This window comes from Edaphobacter sp. FHG110511_03 (assembly GCF_059115365.1).
The window spans coordinates 61,932-82,505 of sequence record NZ_JBZYWL010000010.1 but is presented as its reverse complement, the minus strand read 5'-3'; the positions used below and the strand labels follow the sequence as shown (position 1 = coordinate 82,505).

12 protein-coding genes are annotated in these 20,574 nt (G+C 52.9%); 6 read left to right on the top strand and 6 right to left on the bottom strand.

Annotation, left to right across the window (positions count from 1 at the left end; genetic code table 11):
* Positions 1-7: 7 nt before the first annotated feature.
* On the top strand, positions 8-406 hold the full coding sequence (locus AC5S26_RS26875) for a PadR family transcriptional regulator (RefSeq protein ID WP_494188033.1): 399 nt from the start codon (positions 8-10) through the stop codon (positions 404-406).
* Between the two features lie 10 nt (positions 407-416).
* The gene (locus AC5S26_RS26870; RefSeq protein WP_494188032.1) at positions 417-3,107 is read left to right on the top strand and encodes an ABC transporter permease; all 2,691 of its coding nucleotides are present in this window, start codon (positions 417-419) and stop codon (positions 3,105-3,107) included.
* Between the two features lie 109 nt (positions 3,108-3,216).
* On the opposite strand, the gene AC5S26_RS26865 is transcribed toward AC5S26_RS26870, so the two are convergent.
* From AC5S26_RS26865 to AC5S26_RS26855, 3 genes are all read right to left on the bottom strand, one after another.
* Positions 3,217-3,762, bottom strand: a complete 546-nt coding sequence (locus tag AC5S26_RS26865; protein ID WP_494188031.1) for a hypothetical protein — start codon at positions 3,760-3,762, stop codon at positions 3,217-3,219.
* A 276-nt stretch (positions 3,763-4,038) separates the two neighbouring features.
* On the bottom strand, positions 4,039-8,613 hold the full coding sequence (locus tag AC5S26_RS26860; protein ID WP_494188030.1) for a PDDEXK-like endonuclease domain-containing protein: 4,575 nt from the start codon (positions 8,611-8,613) through the stop codon (positions 4,039-4,041).
* Between the two features lie 196 nt (positions 8,614-8,809).
* A complete protein-coding gene (locus AC5S26_RS26855; RefSeq protein WP_494188029.1) occupies positions 8,810-10,522 on the bottom strand; it encodes a DNA recombination protein RmuC in 1,713 nt (570 codons plus the stop codon).
* A 196-nt stretch (positions 10,523-10,718) separates the two neighbouring features.
* Between AC5S26_RS26855 and AC5S26_RS26850 the strand changes: the two genes are divergently transcribed.
* From AC5S26_RS26850 to AC5S26_RS26835, 4 genes are all read left to right on the top strand, one after another.
* The gene (locus tag AC5S26_RS26850; protein ID WP_494188028.1) at positions 10,719-11,681 is read left to right on the top strand and encodes a site-specific integrase; all 963 of its coding nucleotides are present in this window, start codon (positions 10,719-10,721) and stop codon (positions 11,679-11,681) included.
* Between the two features lie 882 nt (positions 11,682-12,563).
* A complete protein-coding gene (locus AC5S26_RS26845; RefSeq protein ID WP_494188027.1) occupies positions 12,564-15,638 on the top strand; it encodes a hypothetical protein in 3,075 nt (1,024 codons plus the stop codon).
* 33 nt (positions 15,639-15,671) lie between these two features.
* The gene (locus AC5S26_RS26840) at positions 15,672-16,145 is read left to right on the top strand and encodes a response regulator (RefSeq protein ID WP_494188026.1); all 474 of its coding nucleotides are present in this window, start codon (positions 15,672-15,674) and stop codon (positions 16,143-16,145) included.
* A complete protein-coding gene (locus AC5S26_RS26835) occupies positions 16,126-17,340 on the top strand; it encodes a 5'-methylthioadenosine/S-adenosylhomocysteine nucleosidase family protein (RefSeq protein ID WP_494188025.1) in 1,215 nt (404 codons plus the stop codon). The genes AC5S26_RS26840 and AC5S26_RS26835 overlap by 20 nt, the downstream gene beginning before the upstream one ends.
* A gap of 744 nt (positions 17,341-18,084) precedes the next feature.
* Here AC5S26_RS26835 and AC5S26_RS26830 read toward each other — a convergent pair.
* The 3 genes from AC5S26_RS26830 to AC5S26_RS26820 form a co-directional block, all read right to left on the bottom strand.
* The gene (locus tag AC5S26_RS26830; RefSeq protein ID WP_494188024.1) at positions 18,085-18,279 is read right to left on the bottom strand and encodes a DUF7706 family protein; all 195 of its coding nucleotides are present in this window, start codon (positions 18,277-18,279) and stop codon (positions 18,085-18,087) included.
* 208 nt (positions 18,280-18,487) lie between these two features.
* A complete protein-coding gene (locus tag AC5S26_RS26825) occupies positions 18,488-19,309 on the bottom strand; it encodes a YqgE/AlgH family protein (RefSeq protein ID WP_494188023.1) in 822 nt (273 codons plus the stop codon).
* A 359-nt stretch (positions 19,310-19,668) separates the two neighbouring features.
* The gene (locus tag AC5S26_RS26820; RefSeq protein WP_494188054.1) at positions 19,669-20,376 is read right to left on the bottom strand and encodes a tyrosine-type recombinase/integrase; all 708 of its coding nucleotides are present in this window, start codon (positions 20,374-20,376) and stop codon (positions 19,669-19,671) included.
* Between the last annotated feature and the right edge of the window lie 198 nt (positions 20,377-20,574).

Sequence of the window (20,574 nt, the reverse complement as noted above, 5' to 3'; positions counted from 1 at the left end):
CGGAGTTTTGTCCGCACATACCTATTTACAAAATAGGTATTGTAGCCATACCATTTCTGGGATGGCGAAAAATCCCGAACATCGCGACCTTTTCCCCGGCGCACTGGAGATCATGATTCTCCAATCGCTGCGGTTGAAGCCTATGCATGGTTATGCGCTGGTGAAGCACATCAAGCAGGTTTCCGACAACCTGCTCCAGGTGGAAGAGGGTTCGCTCTATCCGGCGCTGCAGCGAATGCTGAAGGAAGGCTGGCTGGAAGCTGAGACTGGGACCTCGGCCAAGGGTCGACCAACGCGAATTTATCGGCTTACTGATGCGGGCATTCGTCATCTCGAAAGACAAGTTGTCAGTTTCGAGAGGATGTTTGAGGGATTTACCCGTGTGCTTGCCGCAGCCAAAGCATAGGAGGTGTGGGTTGTCGCGATTCAGTCGCTACTTCTTCAGAAATCGCCGGTATGACGATATCTCTGTCTCCATTCAGGAACACATTGACGAGCGGATCGATGAACTGATGGAAGAGGGCATGTCGCGCCATGAGGCCGAACGAACCGCGCGTCGCGATTTCGGCAATGTGACACTCCTCCAGGAGCGGAGCCGTGAAGTGTGGCAGTGGCAGAGACTCGAATCGCTGCTCGTGGATCTGAAGCATGTGTGCCGCCGGCTGCGGCGGTCGCTGGGGTTCGCGGCCACCGTGGTGGCCACGCTCGCCATTGGCATTGGGGCGAATACAGCTGTGTTCAGTGTGGTCAACAGCGTGCTGATCCGGCCGCTGTCCTACCCTGAGCCGCAGCAACTGGTTGCGATGCGTCTGCTCGCCCCCGGCGCGGCCGGGCTGGCCAACTTCCGGGATGAACTGCGTATGTCGGCCTCGATGTATCTCACCTTTGCGGCGCACAATCGTACATTCCAATCCGTGGGGGTATGGCAGCCGGGGACTGGAAGCATTACGGGACTCGGGCAGCCCGAGCAGGTTGATACGGTTCTGATTACCGATGGCGTTCTCCAGACGTTGGGTGTGCCTGCCGCCGCCGGGCAATGGTTGACCGTTGCGGACCAGGACCCGCGTGGGGCGCGGCGGGTGATGCTGGGCTATGGATACTGGCAACGGCGGTTTGGCGGCGACCCGAGTGTGGTTGGCCGCGTGATCAGCGTCGACTTGACACCGCACGAGATCGCCGGCGTGATGCCGCGCGGATTCAAGGTGGTCAATTACGACTTCGACCTGCTAGAGCCGATGGCATTCGATCCGGTCAAGCAACCGCTGGCCGGCTTTGCGTACCGTGGCATCGGGCGGCTCCGACCGGGCGTTACGATCTCGCAGGCCGACGCGGATTTGGCGCGTCTGCTCAATGTCTGGATGGATTCGTGGACGAACGGTCCGGGCACCAATCCGCACTTTTACGAGACCTGGAAGATCACGCCGGAGCTTAGGCCTTTGAAGGATCAAGTGGTCGGCAGCGTCGGCAATGTGCTGTGGGTAGTTATGGCGACGATCGGCGTAGTGATGCTGATCGCATGCACTAACGTGGCCAACCTGCTGCTCGTGCGTGCCGATGGGCGCCAGCAGGAGCTTGCGGTCCGCTCGGCGCTCGGGGCGGCACGATGGCGGATTGCCTGCGAGCTGTTGTTGGAGAGCGTGACGCTTGGCCTGCTAGGCGGTGCAGCCGGCGTGGGAGTTGCGTATGCGGGACTGCGCTTGTTGATAGCGATTGGACCGGAGAATCTGCCGCGTCTTAGTGAGATCTCACTCGACGGCCAGTCGCTCGCGTTCACCCTGATTCTCTCGGTGCTCTCCGGGCTGCTGTTCGGCTCGATTCCCGTGCTGCGTTACCTTCCTTCGCGCCAAACCGTGCCGCTGATTGGTTCCATGCGAACGGCAAGCACGAGCCGCGAGCGGCAGCGCGGACGCAACCTTCTGGTGGTGGCACAGGTCGCTATGGCGCTGGTGCTGCTCATCAGCGCCGTCCTGATGATCCGTACCTTCCATGCGATGCGCAACGTCGATCCGGGCTTCTCCGATCCCGCGTCGCTGCAGGTGATGCGCGTTTCGATTCCGGAGACGCTGGTTCGCGATCCGCAGACAGTCGTGCGGATTCAGAACAGCATCCAGGACAAACTCGCCGCGATTCCCGGAGTTTCCTCTGCAGGCTTCGCCGTTTCAGTTCCCATGAGTGGAGCAGAACCGGCCTGGAATGAAATAACCATCGAAGGAAAAAGCTACGAAGGCGAAGGGCCTCCGTTGCGCCTGTTCAACTACGTCTCGCCGGGTTATTTCCATACCGCCGGCACGAGAATGGTCGCGGGGCGCGACTTTGCATGGACGGACATATACGGCCTGAGGCCAGTGGGTATCGTGTCTGAGAGTCTGGCTCGCGAGCTATGGGGAACGCCCAACGCAGCTGTCGGTAAGCGGTTCCGCGAATTTTCCAGCATGCCGTGGCATGAGGTGGTCGGTGTAGTTCAGGATGTGCGCGAGAACGGTATCGACCAGATCTCACCCGCAACCGTGTACTGGCCTTCGATGATGCGAGACATCTTCGGTCCTGGATCTTTCGATGCCAGGCGCACTGCTTATTTCGCTTTGCGGAGCGGCCGGGCGGGGACGCAAGCCTTCATCAACGAGATGCAACAGGCCGTCTGGTCGGTGAATTCGAATCTGCCGGTTGCGGCAATCAGCACCATGCAGGATATCTACAGCCAATCTATGACGCGCACTTCATTCACGCTTGCCATGCTGGCCATTGCCGGAATAATGGCGCTCGCTCTCGGCATCCTCGGCATCTACGGTGTGATCTCGTATGCGGTCTCGCAGCGCACACGCGAGATCGGCATACGGATGGCGCTGGGCGCGAAGAAGAGTGAACTGCTGTGGATGTTCGTTCGCTCAGCGTTAGTGCTTACCGGAGTTGGCACAGCTGTTGGCCTTGGCGCGGCAGCCGGCCTCATGCGTCTCATGCGAACGCTATTATTCGGCATCAGTCCGCTCGATCCGGTCACGTTCACAGCGGTACCAGTTGTCCTGGTTGCTGCAGCGGCACTGGCAAGCTATCTGCCGGCTCGCCGCACCGCTGCTGTCGATCCCGTCGAAGCGCTTCGAGCCGAGTAATTAGGCTGCGGGATCCGTAGCTGCAGCCATAGGCCGGAGGCTGCCAACTCGATTAGGAACCATATGTCGGCTCTCTCATCAGTAATTGTATGCAGGGGCTATGTGCGGCTCAGCTTGGGCTAAGGCCACGGCTACGTTTCCTCGCGTTCGTGCTCTTTCTCGGATTGAGTAGCGGCTTGCCGAACGGTGTAGTTCCAGTTGCGAAGGAGTTTTCAATTGAAATTGCATCAGGGAAGGTCGCCACCACTGCAAACCTGTAGCTGAGGTGCTGATGGATGTACACGCGTGTCATGGCGTCCAGAGACAGCTTCCCTGCAGCAATCTGATTGATTTGGTCTGACGTGAGTTGCGGCAGAACTAGTCTGTCGCAGACATAGACTCCGAACTGATCTCCCGATCTTCTTCCGTACCAGTGACTCCCGAGCCGATCACGAATGCCGCGCATCCGTTTGTGCTCGACGGTCAGGTCAAGGCCTCGGCCGGCAATGCCGACATAGATAAACTCCGGACCTCTCCAGATGGTGTAGACCCCTGCTTTTGCTAGAGGAAGGTCATCGTGAAGGCCTTCGCTGAATGGATAACTTCTGCCGCTGGTAAGGGAATGAAATATTTCAGGAGGGATATTGCTCGCCCGGTCGTCCACGTTCCGGATCATATCTCATGTATGTCTCTCGGCTGTCAGATGCGCACCCTCAAACCAAGCCGCGAGAACCGAATATTCTCAGGTGCTGACCCGTTGTGTTCCCTAATTCTTGAACCTTTAGATCCGGCCAGAAACTAGCCATATGCAAGTTCGGAGTGTGGGACCAGAGACTTAATGAGTGCATTGCCTAGTTGTCAACAACTGAGAATCGAACTTGCCGATAAGTTGACTTCCGAGGAAGTGCCATATGGGTCTCGCCAATGAGAAAACACGAACGGACGTCTGGCCTCAGTCGAACAAAGTCGGCGGTTGATCCGCGAGGTAAAGCTCGGAGGCCTCATTAATCTGAAACTCGACGGCGAGAGGTCGGGTTCGATTGAGGATTTCATCCAGTACCTCCGGTTCAAGTTCCCACTCGGCACGGATTGCCCTTGCGTCCGCAATCACCCGCTTACTGAGCTCGGATTCGGTACCACGCGACCCTTCGCCAAGCGGTTCAATACCCATTGCTTCCAAACGCTCATAGAGCGGCAACAGGGCTTGCTCGGGCTTTCGGAAATATTCAGATCCCCGGATACGGATAAACCGCCAACCAAGGCGTTCTAATATGGCCTGCCGTTCCAAGTCAGCTTGAAGATTCTCAAGGGTATGAAAGCGATCTCCGTCACATTCGATCGCAAGCCGCTCCTTTGCGCCCTCGACAACGAGATCGATTCGATAGCTGCCCACCTTCCACTGAGGAGTAACCCGGAAGCCTTTCATCTTCAGGTCCTTCATGACGAGCCGCTCGAACTCGGAATCAACAGCAGCGGATGATTCCCCAGGCTTGTCCATCGCTGCAGCAGGATCATGTGCATGATCCAGTAGCCGGCGGCGCAGATCGGCAGCGGTGAGATTCGACTGGCGGTCCATCGAATGGACTATCCAGAGCTGATCCTGAGCACGGCTGGCGGCGACGTTGTAGCGCTTCTTGTACATGTCGCGTGCGCCGGCGGCGACAGTATGCATCAGTCCTGGAGCTTTTGGAGAGTCCACGAATGACAGAAACACAATGTTCCGCTCATCGCCTTGGAAATGTGCCGGGTTCCCACACATCAGTTTGCGCTCGTCGTATACAGCAGCGCTCAATTTATGGCGGAGCAACTTGTCAATGAGAGCCGCTTGGCTATTGCCGACCATCGCGATGACACCAAACGTCGCCCCTGCGTATTCAGGAATGCTGATGGCAGCCGCGATCAGAGACGCGATTGTAAGCGCTTCTTCATCGTTATGATCTCCACGTCGTTGACCGTCGGACACGCAGCACGTCACTAAAGGAGGTTTAACCTTGATTGAGGTCGTGTCTCGCAGAGGCTTAATTTGTCTGTTGTATGAAAGATTGTTGCTGAACTGAATGATTTCCGGTGCGCAGCGGAAATGCTCACGAAGACAGACTGTCCCTCCGAACGATTGGCGAGCCAAATCATACAAGGACAATTGCCCGTCGTAGAGGTGCTTGTTCGGAATTTCTTTGAGATATGTCTCTTGGAGCGCCGCAATTTGCTGTACTTGCTGCCCAACCGCGTCTGGACTCACTTGCTCATGATCTCCAACAACGATCACTTCCTTTGCCATCCAGAGAGCTATAAGGCCGCCCAGGTCGCATTGACTCGCTTCGTCGATGATGACGACATCAAAGGTCGTCTTTATGGGGTCAAAGCTATCTACAACGCGCGACATCGGCATGATCCAGACGGGAACCGCGTCTTTGCATTGATTCATGAGCTTGCGAGCCTCGGATAGGAAGCGTGCTGCCTGTATTCCAGTCCCTGCTCCCACCCGGCGCATCGTATCGACCCAGCCTTGAAGCGCGGTGCGCTGGTCTTGCCTGTTCGTGATTCTGTTCAGCTGATGCTTCCATGCCAAGCGATCGATCAACTCGGACGTTATGTTGAATACTTGTCTCTGGCAGGAGTCCAGTTCCGACTGCAATGCGTTCACATGGACGGAGTTTCTTGCATCCAGCTCCTGGCTGTATTGTCTCCATATCCACGCCGATTGTGAGTTTCCCGGGGCGAAGGAAGCGGCATGCGGTTCTTTCCGCTGAACGATGCTCTCTGCCCAACCCGGCGCGAAAGGCTTCAGTTTCGCAAGGAGCTTCTGGCGGAGTTCGAATGCCGGACGAAGAGCGATCAAAGCTCTCAGCCGTGCATAGGATGCGGAGTATAAGTCTCCGTCAAGTGAGGACGCTGCCCGCCGCAAGTCTCTGACGACGTTTGCCGCCGAACCTGACGAAAGCCGGCTTAGCTTCTCGACCGTTCTTTCAAGCTCATTCCTCCGCAGTTGGAGAAGACGAACGCGGATCAGATCGCCAACCTTTGATGCATGCCCCTTGAGCGTTTGCAGCTCTCCGTCAACGGTTAGGGCCACGGGCTGACTGGACGCAAACGCCTTCCACTCCAGGCCGAGTTCTACAAGTTCCGTCTTCAAGGGCTGCCATTCAGCGTCGTGCCAGCCAAGGGCTCGATCTATGCTCCCTATCGCTTGGTAGGCGATTTGCTCCGGCTGATACGTCATGTCGACCGTCGCCGTCGTCGTTGAAATTGCCAGCCAACGACTCCGCAAGTCTTGCCGCTGCAACTCCAAATCGCAAAGCGACTTCAAGCAGCGGAAGTCTTCAATGGTCGAGGGGGTTCGTTCCTCTACACGCGAGTCGTCCATTAACTTCTTCCACTCACGCTTGATGAGAAGGGTTAGGCGTCCGAGCCCTTTTCCGGCCGAGAGCGACGTTATGATTTCGTCTAAAAGTTGCTGTTGTTCCTTCAAGGGTGCTGTCGGAAGTTGGGGTCTCAGCAAGACTGATTCGGCCTCCATCACGATGGCTCGCTCCCGAACTTCGCGCGCAAAGGTAGTCAACATTCGCCAAGACCGCTGAGCAGATTCCCCCCGAATGCCGGCGAGAATGCACACATCAGTCCACGGTTCGGCGCTTGTCGAGAGGACCCGTATTACAGTCGGCACCCGAAACGCGAGTGCCTTCAGCCTTTCCGCAAGTGTGGCCGTCTCATTCGGCTGCCAGAACCTCAAAAGCGGGTGTTCATTGGCGGTTGCTAGACCCTCTGACTCGCTCACGACGGACTGAAAGTCCTCGGGACTGAGCAAGTCCGCCAAGTCGGGCAGTTCGGAGTCTAATTCGGAGATGTCGTGGTCGCTGAGTTCTTCATTCGAAGCATAGAGGGCAGTTACTTCCTCTGGGCCGAGCGGCAAGACCGCCAAGGGCTTCAAAGGGCTTGGTATCCACTCCAGCGTGTCTCGCCCTTTCCTGACGTATCGAGCAGCATCGGCCGGTGATATCTCTTCATCGCCGATGCGTATAGTTCTGTATTCGCCGAGCGCCGCTGAAAGTAGTTTTCTACGCAACTCCTCGATTCGGTCGAGTAGCCGTTGGCGCTCAATCTCCAAGCGGATCGCTTGGGACTCTAGCTGCTGTGCCGAATCTGACCCCAGCCGCGCCGTTATGCCGCTTACGGAGGCCTCAAGCTGTCTCCTCCCAACCTCGTCGCTGGAGACAACGCTCACGCAGAGAGGTTGCAGTTCAGGCACAATCTTGTCCCTCAGTACTCGTAATGGCTTGCTTGCTTGACTAGTAACCAAAACGGTCTTGCCTTGAGCGAGAAGATCGCCTATCAGATTCGCGATGGTATGCGTCTTGCCGGTGCCTGGCGGGCCCTGGACCAGCACTGTCCTTTGGCTTCTCAGCCGGTGCGCGATCTCGAATTGTTCGGCATTCGATTCCTTACTAAATAGGACCTTCCTGTCATCCAAACGCCGTTTTTCTGGCGCGTCCGTAATCGGTCTGGAACCGTCGCCGCCAGACCCTCCTTCACCGAGCCCATGTAGCGTCCCCTCTAAACCACTGCCGACCACGCCAACGATCTTGAGGATGGCTTCCGAAGCCGACGTTCCGGCGGCGATTGCCTGCTCAATGGCGGTGAGCGCACGGCTGAACCCAGTATCTCGTCGCCTAAGGAACAGCACTTGTTTCCTATAAAGGCTCGGCTTATCTGCGGGGGAACTCGTCTTGGACTCGGCGAAAACCCCGTTTCCAAAACGCTGGATAAGGCCCTTGAGAAATGCGGAGGTCTCGTCGGCTCCGAGGGGAGAGTAGCCACCGCCGTCCAATTCCTCCTGGAGCGCATTGAGATATCTGCCCTCCATACCGAGCACGGTCAAAAGCGCCACATAGAGTTCGGTGGACTTCATAGCAGTTGTGACGGTGAACTCGGGAACCTTCGGATTGAAATCAAGCTGCAAGGTGTGCGTCAAGAGGGGATGATCGACCTGTGCCGCGCTATGCAGCAAAAAGCCGTCTCCGACAGCCAGTTCCCACAATTCGTTCTCCCGTTCGAGCCTGCCGTGCACTTCGTACAACTTCTCGAACAGCTTCAGCGCGGCCTTAGCCCGACGGTCCGCATCACTCCAGATCCGAAACACTCGAATCCAAGTGTTAAATTCCTCGACGCGCTCTGAAGCGTCGTCGAACCGTTCGATCACTAGCTCATCTTGGACAACGGTGTCGCGTTGTGGGATCGGTTGAGGTTCCTGCTGTGTTTTCCAATCGGCTTCGAGCCATTCGAGAAGTACATCGGGTGGGTTAGGGGGGTCGGCGAGCTTCGCTCGACCTACCTTGAGCAAAACCCATCCGGATGCACTATCACTCGAGGCGGGAGGTGTGAATTGGATAGTCTCGTGATGCGGCACTTCGCCCAGGTATTGTGACCATGGCTGTTGCATGATGTTGCGCGCACATGGCGTCTTTATCTGTGTGTATGCAATGACATACTCGAACAGATTTCGGACGAGTTCCTGTCCGGGTGGTGGCATCCTGTGTCCTCGAAGAGTTGCTCTATTGGGTACTTCAAGAGATGAAAAAGTCGATTTGTTTGGTGTGAGACCGCGATCATGAATCTATCAACAGAAACCGAACGCTGATTCAGCTGCCTTACTTAACGATGAGCCATATACTGCACCCTAGGATAGCGTCCAGTCTAGCGGGAACGATGCGGCAACAACAGAAAATTCACTCTTCGTTTTCGTCCTCTCCTGTCGCAGTAACTAAGATGAGATGCTCTGGATCTTCGGTCTGTTCGATATCTTCATCGTCTGCCCCGGCAGCCTTGAGAATATTTGCTACTTCTCCCAATACCTTCTTGCTCTTTCCAAGTGAAGACGTATTTCTGGCACCAAGGGCTGTCAGGCTTAATGAGCGTTTCGCAATCTGATTTTCAACTCTGCGTCTGCTGCTCCCGAAAGCCTCGTTTACAGAATCGAGGGCAAGACTCAATTTCGCGAAGTCTGCGAGGAATTTGACGATTTCGCCATTCAGTTTGGAACCTTCATCCGCAATCCGCTGCGCATTCTGAGCGATTTTTTGCTCGTTCCAGCCAAACTGGACAACTTTAAGAAGTCCGATAAGTGTTCCAGGCGTGGCCACGAGGACCTTCCTCTTTAAGGCTTCCTCCATAAACGTCGGTTCTTTCTCTAGGGCCATAGCTAGGAACGATTCGTTTGGTAGAAACATCACGACGAAGTCTGGACTCTCTGCGATTTTCTGCATGTAGTCAGTTTTTGCTAGATCCCCGACGTGTTTCCTTACGGACTTTCCATGATTTATCAGCGCCGTTTGTCTTTCGTCATCTGTGGAGGCTTCGATATAACTTAGAAAGTGAACCATTGGAGTCTTAGAGTCCACGGTTATTTTTCGCCCTCCTGGCATTCGGACTATCATATCGGGCCTGAGAGCCTCATCCTCTGCGCTTAGCGTGGTTTCCTGGAACTCAACATCGCAGTGCTCCTCCATACCCGCCAGTTCCACACAGACCTTTAGTTGAACCTCACCCCATCTTCCTCGCACATTCGGCCTCTTTAGCGCGTCTTTGAGAGCGCCCGCTTGCTTGGCCACTTCCACAGCAGAGGTGATTGACTGTCGTAGTTGTTCCTCGATTGTTCCGAATGCTATTGCTCGCGTTGCCTCCATCTCTCGAGTCGCTTCACCAACGGCTTTAATGCCTTCTTCTATAGGTCTAACAAGGCTTTTAATCTCTTCTTGTCTCTTATCTAGTTCGCCTTCAGCGGCTTGGTGTTGTAGGGCCAGAACACGCTTTGCGGTCTCTAGGAATTTCTCGCCGTTGTCTTTAAGGGCCTCCGCGGATAGCTCAGCGAATTGCGCCCTGAATGCTGTTTTAGTTTCAGCGAACTGTATTCGCTCGTCTCGAAGGGCTGTTTCTCGCTCAGCGATCGTCGATGACATCGCCGCCCGATCTATTTCCAGCTCAGTCAGCTTTCTCCTGTTTTCTGTGGCCTCCTCGGACATTGCAGTAATCTGATCTTTCAGTTCGCTAATTGCTTTGTCTCGATCGCCTACACAGGCCGTTGCAGTCGAGTGCTTTCCGGTCAAATCAAGAATTGCTAAGCGATTCTTTTCCGACTCGGCAGTCAATTCGCCAATTCGGTCCGCACCCCCCCTCCAGATGGAGATTTCAATCTCCAGCCTCTGGCGTGACGCGTCTAATTCGTTCGCACGTAGTCGCTCCGTAATCGCTTCAGTTTCGGCGAGCTTCACCCGGGGCTTGACCAAAAAGTAGACTGCTAGGCCGCCTATGAGTAAACCGACCAAAATCCAAAGAGCTTCCATATGTGAACGAAGTATATGGGGTGATGACTGCTTCGCTTCACCGCCCCCACCTACAACTTTTTGGTACCCTTCCATTGTGCTCTGGTATGAAGCGCGCATCTGCTTATATCCTTGGCGGGAAGAGAATCGGTTGGTCTACAATCTCTCAACACTGGGGAATGCGCGCAAGCACCGTAGCGTGCCTCCCAGTCAATTCTGGGTGGGGAACAGAAAGGTCTCAGGAGCTGGCCACAAACCGACTATGCGGAGGATTATCCTGATTGCAGCATAATCCACACTCTGGAGATTCCTGTCGATGTCTGAACTCACTCTTATGCCCCATGCGGCCGAGATGACCGCCCTAGTAGAACGGGCAGAGGAATTCGTTCGGGCCGCCAAAGCGCCCGCCACTATTCGGGCATACCGCTCCGACTGGGAGCATTTCGAGGCGTGGTGTCAGGGTCATCAGCTTCCCTCGCTTCCCGCCACGCCGGCAACGGTGGCCCTTTATATCGCCGATATTGCTTCCTTCCGCGCGGCAGGAACTATCACACGGCGGCTCACTTCTATCACGAAGGCTCATCAGGCCGCTGGCGTCGAAACACCATCTACGACACGCCATCTGGTCGTGGGCGAGACACTGAAGGGAATTCGGAGGACCATCGGAACGGCTCAGAAAGGCAAAGCGCCCCTCCTGACTAAAGACCTTAGGAAGATCGTCGAACACCTCCCCTCGAGTCTTATCGGTGTACGGGATCGAGCGCTGCTACTCGTCGATTATGCGGGAGGTTTCCGACGATCTGAGATCGCAAACCTGACGATCGAGGACGCGAACTTCAGCGAAGACGGGTTGGTTATCATCTTGAGGCATTCTAAGACCGATCAAGAAGGGCACGGACGAAAAATCGCTATCCCCCAAGGAGTCCATCCTGACTCATGTCCGGTGAGGTCGCTCCGGCAGTGGATTTCTGCAGCTGGAATGGAGGCCGGTCCTCTATTTCGGCGGGTATCCAGACATGGCAAGGTCGGTAAGAAACCCCTAAACAAGGATTCCGTCGGTTTAATCGTCAAACGGGCTGCGGAACGGGCTGGCTATGATAGCTCCACCTTAGCCGGACACAGTCTGCGCGCCGGCTTGGCTACCCAGGCAGCACTGAATGGAGCTACGGAGATGACGATCATGAAGCAAACAGGCCATCGCTCTCTAGCCATATTGCGGCGATATATCAGAGACGGCGATTTGTGGCGCAATAACGCAGCTGCGACTCTCGGATTATGAGTGGCTAGCTGTTTTAGTGGACAATCGAAAGTGGGACACCAAGCTGCTAATGGAGATCCTTTGGTGGCGCCTTGAAGCAAGAGTGAAGGCTGGCCCTATTTCTAGTGACGCTGGCTAAAGCAGACGAATCCAGGAGATCGCATATCGTTGGCCACCGATGAACATGTCTTGCACGTCTGCAATTCATCTGTCTCCAGAAAATCCCCTTCTTAAAAACCATTCGAGGAATTCAAAGTTAGTTTTTGTTTCAGAGATAGCATTCCAGGCTGGCCTGATCTGAGACGGCTCTCGGTAGGTATGGCAATATTCTAGTCACGCTATGAACTGCGGCAGAAAAGCAACGAGCTTAGGGCTGGTTTCGCTCCACTAAGATGAGGAGCCCGCTATTTACCTCGTGGTTCTCGGGCTGATGCGGGTACGGAAGAGTTGACATCGTTAGAACAAAATGGCGGTCTAATCAATACTTCTGATCATCACATGCGAATATATTCAGGTACCGCCGGAGAATAGGAGACGCTATTCCATGTCCCCCTCTCAAGAACTTTCTAGCAGAGATTTTCCAAAGGCATAATGTCCAAGAAGTCAAATAGACAGAAGCAACTCCCGTTAGAATTACGCAACCAACTGCGGGGCTCACGAGATGCGTTCGCACTACTTTCAACTCTCAGGCGATCCGTCCCTTCATCGCAGCTCCAAAGGTTATTTGAGTGGGTTCCGAGAACTAGAAAAACTGAACCATCCTTGTGGGATAGGTTGTTTCCCCGGCGCCTTACGTCCCTTGGTTCGGGTCGTATTCTTCTTCCAGTCTCTTTAGAACGAGAGATTCAATGGTGTGCGTTTTCGTTTTTAGCAAATAGTGAAGCATTAAGAGTATTCGCTGATATGCGTCGCCAATATTTTGATGCGCTGGTCGTCGGTGATTACGAGAGTTGCACAGGCTTACTGGATGTCCTCGATCGGGACTGCGGGTTTTCTTTGTGGAGTATCGGACAGCGTATCACTCTGTTGTCTCATTCCGAAGGGCTCGAAGCCCAAAAAAAATTTAGTGCGCGCATACACGAAACCGCTCCGAACTCATTGGCGACATTCTACGCATATCACCACTCCCGAAGAGCGGAGCCAACGATCAATCCGCTTAAGTTTGCATCAGATTTCTTAGACTTATCATCTCGCTGGAATCTTGAAGAAGATTTCGCATCGTATCTGAACTTTCTCATTGCTCGAGAAATGCCATCAACACATCGAGCTGTCGCCGACGTATTGCTCTATGCGCAACGAACCTCTCTCATCGATTTGTACGAAACCTTCGTTCAATGTGCCGTGTTCCATTTCTGCCATGTCGAAGAGAATCCGGCTTCTGCTCATTTTGGTTATGTATTGGAACAGTTGGCCGCTGTTATTCCTGACAAACGTCTGGGCCGGTTGCTATATATTTGGCGAAGTACCACTGCATATCTTTCTCCTGCTGATTTTCGGTCCGAACCATTTATCAGATGTTTATTCACAGGTGATTTGTCAGAAGCTAGACGATTGTGTCACGATCGCCGAGATGTTTTTGGGATCATCTTCAGGGCAATTCTCAGTGCTGAGGATTCAGTCGCTGCACCCCAAAACGATATAACCGCTCCGTTAGCAATAGAGAGATCGATCACTCAGCTTTATAAGAAAGATCGACTCGGTGACGACATCTATTTGGATCTTCTGCGTCTAATAGAACCTATATCTGGAAGCGAACCCTACGCATATATTACGAACGTAGCAGATGATCAAATGACGAGCCAGCCTCAGCTCCCAACCGCCAGTTGGAAAGAGCAATTCGTCACAGTAAACACTTTAGACACTAGTCTCCTTCGGTTCCCACCTTTGGATCGGAGAGACTTCGTCGAAGGCTTAATCAAATTCTTGCAATCGTCAGCATCCGCTCATGCCCATGTGTTGACGGAATCATCACAGAATTTTGCCAATCTCACACCTTCCCACGACCGTGACCTGCGAATCATGCACGCTTTGGCAGAGGACGATTTGGATTCAGTTCTGTCGCTTACCGCTAGTGCGACAGTGGAAGAGTTTCCATACCTTCGCAGAAGAAGATTGAGGGCCAGGGCAGTTGCGCTACTTAAGTCAAATCTCCTTCTGGAAGCACTGGGCCTGATCATTGATACGTGTATTGCGGACGCTGGTTCGATCCGAATGGTGCCGCTCAGCGAATGTGTGGATTGTTTAGATAAGAAAACTCTTAAGAATCTGCGCTCTCATATCGAGGTTCCGATCATTTTTGACCTCTACACAAGGCACGAGGATGACAAATACGGCGATCTACGCGGGTATGCGTATGAAGACTTTCTCATCGCTCATGGTTTGGAGCGTCCTTCTCAGATTGATCCCATGACTATCTCTCTCGAGATGTCCTACGCAATCTACTATCTGCGACACGTTTGTGTTCCGGAAGTTATGCAGGTTTCGACCGCCTTTCAGAGCTCAAGAGAATTGGAGGAAGAAAGGATCGCAGTGTGTGGGATTCTTGAGCGCCTTGATCCTGCTAACTATGAGGTCTATGAGACTGAGATTAGAACAATTACACGACGCCAGGTCATTCAAGGTGGAGTGCGTCAGATTGAACAAAGCAAAATTTCAATAGATGCTGATCCACTGAAGCGGTGGGCAGACCGCAATCTTTCAGATGGGTTCAATCGATTTCGCAGCCTCATTGCTGCAGGCATCGTACCCGATGCTGAGAGCATACGGTCGGTATTGCAAGGACATCACCTCGCAGTACAAAACGCTTTGACTGATATTCCTCTCAATGAGGCTAGTCATTTGTTGGTTCAAATAGTATCCATATTCGTGGATCAATGTTTTACGCATGCCTATCATGGTCTTGATTGTTATCTAAGTATGAGAGTTCGCCACGGGGTCTTAGCGGGACAAATGCGCGCACCCCTTGAAGACGAGCACTTGATAACACAGAAACGTGCCGGAACAATTCAATACGCGAGGAACGAATACTGGTTTGAGCAAATATCTCAAATTGATTTTAGGCTAGCGGTAAAAGTAGACGAGCAACTGCGGCGGTTCTCTGCTGAATACGACGCCTTCATTGCGGACTTTGTTGATTCGCGAATGCAAATTCAAAGCGACGATAAACCTGACGGACTTTTTGATAGTCGTGTATCGGAGGAGTCGATCCTCAGCCTAAGCAATGTGGCTGGAGCTAATTCATTCGATACCTTCGTTGATCAAATGATAGAGGTTTTTTGGGGCGTTGTTGAGGACGATTTGGCGAAGGTAAGGGAATATATTGGGTTTGGACTCACTCCTCGTCTAAACGAGATCTTTACGAAACTCCTGAAGCAGATTGAAGAGACTACTCGTGGGCACGAAACTCACGAACTCAACAACTCAATACGTGTGTCGCAAACGAAGGCTCAGAATGCTCTCGAAGCAACGAAAGATTGGTTTAAGACAAGTCAAATTGTCACGCCAGTGAGCTTTTCGTTCGAAGAACTTGTCCATATCGGTCTAGAACAAGTGAAGAAGCTTTGGCGCGAGTTTAACCCGACGTTAGATCTGACTACTGCCGAGCTCCCAAGTTTCTCGCAGCTTGTTCGGTTTTCCGATATCTTTTATTTGATTTTTGGAAACATCGCCCGTCATAGCGGCATGAAGAACCCAAACGTAAACGTCTGCGCGACGTTGGAAGAAGCATCACTACTGATTGACGTGAAGAGTCAAGTGGCAGATGGTGTCTATTCAAATCATATCGAGGATCATGTGAGACGAATCCGAGAGAAAATTGAAAGCGGAGAGGAATTAACTGCAAGCAGATTGGAAGGTGGAACCGGACTCATGAAACTGCGGAGTCGCTTGGGCACGCTAACACCCCAGCCGCTTCAGTTTGGCTTTGAAGGTCCCAACGCATTTGTAGTGCGGATGACCGTTCCATTATCCGCGGGTTAGCTACAAATCGGGCTATCGTGAATGGAGGTTGTTATGCATGTTTTGGTTGTGGAAGATGACGACAATAAGAGGCTGCAATTAGGTAATCTTCTTGCTCGGCTACCAAATATAAAAATCTCGAATGCGCGGTCCCTTCAATCCGGCTTGAGGGCCGTTCGCAACGAGGATTTCGATCTAATCGTTCTGGATATGACTTTGCCAAATTTTGATGCAGGCCCCGATGAGGCCGGTGGACTCACGCATCCATTCGGCGGCAGGGAATTCTTGAGTCAGATGGACCGATTTGACAGGATTATACCGGTGATTGTCGTCACTCAGTTTGAAACATTCGGCAGGCCGCCACATGTGTTGAAGCTCGCTGATTTGGGAGAGGATCTCGCCAGATCCTACCCGGAGACGTACCGCGGGATGGTTTATTATCACGCTGCGGTCGAGGGGTGGCAGAGCGAATTGGAGTCTCTTATTTCAAAAACCATTCGAGGGCTAAATGAGAATTCTCGTCATTGAAGACGATGCGGATAAACTCCGACGGGTTCTTCAAGCGATTCAAGAAGTGCCTGATCTGACCTTGGACCACGTGGTGGTGGCGAGAGACGCAATCGAAGGAAAAACCAAACTCCGGCAAGTACGGTTCGATTTGATGATTCTGGATCTAGCTATACCTGAACGATCGGATCAAGTGCCAACGCCATTAGGCGGAATCTCTCTACTCGACGAAGTGATGGAGCGTGACATCTATTTGCGTCCTCGAGAAATTGTTGGTCTGACCGCTTATGAAGAGGTGAGAGATACTGCGGCTCCGCGATTCGCAGAAGATCTCTGGGACGTTGTGTTTTATGATCACTCGGCAGAAGACTGGAAGGTTTTCATTCAGAGAAAATTAAGACATCTGCAACTTGCAAATGCAGTGACGGATGAGATCGAGTATGGAGTCGACCTGTGTATTGTGACAGCTTTGCCCTCATTAGAATTGCAAGCTGTCCTCAACCTAGATTGGCATTGGAGTATAAAACCCTCGCCTGGTGACGGTACTGTTTACCATCATGGCTCATATGTCTCTGATGGAAAAAGCCGGAAGGTTGTTGCATGTGCGACGCCCGGAATGGGGATGACTGCTGCCGCGGTAACCGCAACAAAGATGATTTATACCTTCCGTCCACGCTATCTCGCGATGGTTGGCATTCTCGCGGGTATTCGCGGAGCAAACGAATTTGGTGACATCATCGTGGCAGATGCGGTTTGGGATTGGGGAAGCGGTAAACACTTGGTGGATGGCGGTTCCCCTATCTTTTCGGTGGCACCTCGACAAATTCCGATTTCTTCGTACGTTCGCGGTAAGTTGATTTTGATGGCGAACTCCTCGGAAGTTTTCGATGAAATTCGAAGATCATGGCAGGCCGACTGCCCAAAGACTAATCTTCGGATGCACATTGGACCAGTAGCCTCCGGAGCCTCTGTCCTGGCAGACCAACAAGTAGTGCGGTCGATACGGGAGCACAATCGTAAACTGTTGGGGGTTGAGATGGAGCTCTATGGTGTGTACGGAGCGGTTGACGAATCGCCTCTACCTCAGCCCAAAGTGATAGGCATGAAATCGGTCTGCGATTTCGGAGATGAGGTGAAGGATGACCGATATCAGCGCTATGCAGCGTATACGAGCGCACAAGCCCTCCGAATCTTAATGGAGCGTTTCGTCGTTTAGAAAAATATGCGGATAACTGCAAGTACATTGAGCTCGATTGAACGATCGGCGACATCCGGTAGTGTTGGATGTTCCGAAATGTCAGGCGCGGACTTGCGCTTAATTAATGCGGTAGCCGGTTCTGTAATGGAATGCTGTTAAACCCAGGAAGTTCTAAAAGGACCAGGAGTATCAGTCTGCACCGGAACAGCCAGAATAGGCACAACAATGACCTTTCAAGGTATCGTGTGAAATTTCATGCAACGCTGACGGTCTGTTCACGACTAAGGTCACCCCCGATCAATTTGTAGAGGTAACTGGATATGGCTCAAGTAATCCGGGTACTTGAGTTCTGACATCTGAGAAACTCCTCTTCTCAGATGTCAGAAAGGATCAATAGCAAGATCGACTCACTGACGATTGCACTTGTTTCTCCAACCAGACCACCCCAACATCGATATTTTTTACGTTCTCCGCGTTGCGACACAGTTACGCCACGCATGAGTGATCGGCCGGCAGCCAAAAATGCGCACGGAGATCTGAACACTGTCTTGTCGCAACGGATGAACATGATGATCTCTCAGGTAGCAGCGCCATTGAGCGAACGAGTGGCATGTCCCATGCAGAACTAGCAGTGATCGAACAAGAGGCCTAGGATGCACCATAATAGCTATCGAATTTAGCTATCGCTGGGTTTTACCCAAAAGCTTTATGTGGCGTATGCCTTTGCGGATACCCTTTCCGGAGATTCCGTTGTCCTCCAATTCAGTCTGGCTCAAATCCAGAATTCGCGAGAGCGACCCGAAGCTTTGTGATGGCATCTCGCATGTTGCAGGCATTATGGTGGTCCAAGGCGCATTCCTGAATGTGTTCCCATCGAATCCGAATGAGGAATTGAGCTAAATCTATTCCCTCATCCTCGGATAGATCAAGACTTACAGGCGTACGGTGTGTTGACATGGGGACCATTAATACTGCGGTTTGCATTTTTTTGCAACTAGAACGTAATCACCGTCATGACAGCTCTAATTCGAGCCATTGTCCAACTGAATTGGAAATTTGAGTTCTCAGCGGACGAAAGCATACGGCGGAAGGGAACTGCCGCCTTTTCATTTTGGACACCCCGCAGCAGCGGTGGGATACTCGCTGCCACCTCCCCTGAAATCCGTTAGGAGCCTTCTCTATCGCTGGGCCGCGCATGGCCCACCTTGTGCCGCATGCTCCCAGACATCCCAGACGCAATCTTCTGCTCCGTTTTTCGAATCATCTGCGGCCACAACGAACCCGGATCCGAGTTGAAAACCACCCCAGGGTCCGCGGGGAGAATAAACCACGCGCCCAGTTCCACTTCCTTCCGTAATTGATCGCTGTCCCATCCCGCATGACCCAGATAAACATGAAAAGCTTGTGGGTCGGGCCGCATCGCAAGGGTTTGTTCTAAAAGAGTTTTCGTGGAAATCAGGTAAACCCCACCGAAGATGCGATCAGCCCCTTCGACCTTGTCCGGCGACTTGAGCAACGCAATCACCGATGGAACTTCGACTGGACCTCCTAGATAGGCTGGGTCGGAACGGTCTTTTGTCCCTGGGAGGCTCTCCAGGACTCGCGAAAGCGCAAGGTTTGTCCGCCGGTTGAGAATTAGTCCGACGAAACCTTGGTCATCGCTGTGAACCAGCAGGATCACCGTTCTGGCGAAATTCGGGTCAGCTAGGTTCGGGCTCGCGACCAGTAACTTGCCGACGCCCAGATCCTTGGCGTCCCTGGAGTAGGCCGGAACAAGCACGGCCGGCGGTGTTTCGCTCCTCGTACGGACTACGTTGACCCGGTGCGATCGACCTGGCTCATTGGCCGGCTGGCCGCCATACCAAGGCAACCAATTCGCGGCGAGCGCGGGCCCGAGCAGGAGGCTGCCCGCCTTGGCCACATTAAGTTCTTTGGTGTAATAGTTCAACGTTCCTGCCGCCGCAAAGACGAAATATCCGGTGCCCATACAGATTAAGACAAGGACTGCACTCAGAAATGCACCCAGCTTCCCCAGATTTGATTTTGGGGCCATACAGGAATTCTAGAGCGTTGAATCAAGTTGCGGGACTGCCCATTTCGAAATCAATTCTCTAATCGGAGGTTTCCGCAAAAGCTGTCGACGCGCCAGCATGGTCTCCGAAACGACCGCGGAGAAAACTTAGCGCCGAGGCAAAAGCAAAGATTGCAGCGGCTCCACTAAGCGCGGTGAGCGAAGGCGAAGAGGGATGCATAGCGGCTGCGGGCCTGTCCCTTTGATACTCAGAGCCTATACATTTAACGCCCTGAATGAAGGAGCAAACGCTCGTTCAGGGGTGTGACACCACGTCAAAGTGATGATAGATATATCATCAAACCCCGATCATTTCTCCAGTGGAATTTTCGGCGCTCTGGACTAAGCTTGTTAAGTTGCTTCTGAAATCGTGCTGGTGTCAGAGAAAGATATCGTTCAGCTGAACCGAGACCTGATTGCCCCATATAAGCTGCGAGCGCCGGTAGCATCCGATTGAGATCAGCACCGTTCCTGATCCACGATGTGATCCTGTGCACCGCGAATGTGCATTTTAGATCGCATAGCCTGGGCTGATACGAAGCTCCGTCGAACCGCGAAACACCAGCCTTCTTCCGAATCTTTTCGAAATACCGGGCAGCATTTGCCGCGCTAATAGGTGCGTCATTTTTTGTGATCAAGAAAGTCTGGCCGAGATGGCTTCGCTTGGTACGCCACTTAACATATTTACGCAAAATCTCAGCCAGGCCCTCCCCTATCGGAATTTGGCGATCTCTGGGCCCTCTTCCCTCTATGTTGATCAAGCGTTCGGTGAAACGAACATCATTAAGGTGCAGGCGCAGGATTTCTTCGGTTCTCGCACCCGTTGCATATAGAAGCAGCACTAGGGTACGCATGACTGGGGCATCGATATGGTCTCTGCTGTTTTGACAGTATGTAGTAGCTTTCAAGAGGTCACGCAATTGATTGCGGCTGAATATATATGGAACGAAGGTTGAACGTGGCTTCGGCCTTCTAGTGGGCATTTCCAACTCAGGCATTTCGTGCCTATCTGCCCAATAACTAAAGAAGTTGGACAAAATTCCATATTTGGCATGCCAATGAAGGCATCCGCAATTGGTCTCGTTAAGAAAAGAACTTACAAGGTCAGTCGTGATATTGCAGAGGTCTGTGTCGCCGAAACGTCGAGAAAACCCATTTAGGGATTTCCGTCCATTTGCAAA

Excerpts from the sequence above, each read along its gene's own strand:
- AC5S26_RS26860 (WP_494188030.1), bottom strand. The coding sequence starts at position 8,613 with ATGCCACCACCCGGACAGGAACTCGTCCGAAATCTGTTCGAGTATGTC.
- AC5S26_RS26845 (WP_494188027.1), top strand. The coding sequence starts at position 12,564 with ATGCGTCGCCAATATTTTGATGCGCTGGTCGTCGGTGATTACGAGAGT.
- AC5S26_RS26840 (WP_494188026.1), top strand. The coding sequence starts at position 15,672 with ATGCATGTTTTGGTTGTGGAAGATGACGACAATAAGAGGCTGCAATTA.
- AC5S26_RS26855 (WP_494188029.1), bottom strand. The coding sequence starts at position 10,522 with ATGCGCGCTTCATACCAGAGCACAATGGAAGGGTACCAAAAAGTTGTA.
- AC5S26_RS26825 (WP_494188023.1), bottom strand. The coding sequence starts at position 19,309 with ATGGGCACCGGATATTTCGTCTTTGCGGCGGCAGGAACGTTGAACTAT.
- AC5S26_RS26830 (WP_494188024.1), bottom strand. The coding sequence starts at position 18,279 with ATGTCAACACACCGTACGCCTGTAAGTCTTGATCTATCCGAGGATGAG.
- AC5S26_RS26835 (WP_494188025.1), top strand. The coding sequence starts at position 16,126 with ATGAGAATTCTCGTCATTGAAGACGATGCGGATAAACTCCGACGGGTT.
- AC5S26_RS26865 (WP_494188031.1), bottom strand. The coding sequence starts at position 3,762 with ATGATCCGGAACGTGGACGACCGGGCGAGCAATATCCCTCCTGAAATA.
- AC5S26_RS26850 (WP_494188028.1), top strand. The coding sequence starts at position 10,719 with ATGTCTGAACTCACTCTTATGCCCCATGCGGCCGAGATGACCGCCCTA.
- AC5S26_RS26820 (WP_494188054.1), bottom strand. The coding sequence starts at position 20,376 with ATGCCCACTAGAAGGCCGAAGCCACGTTCAACCTTCGTTCCATATATA.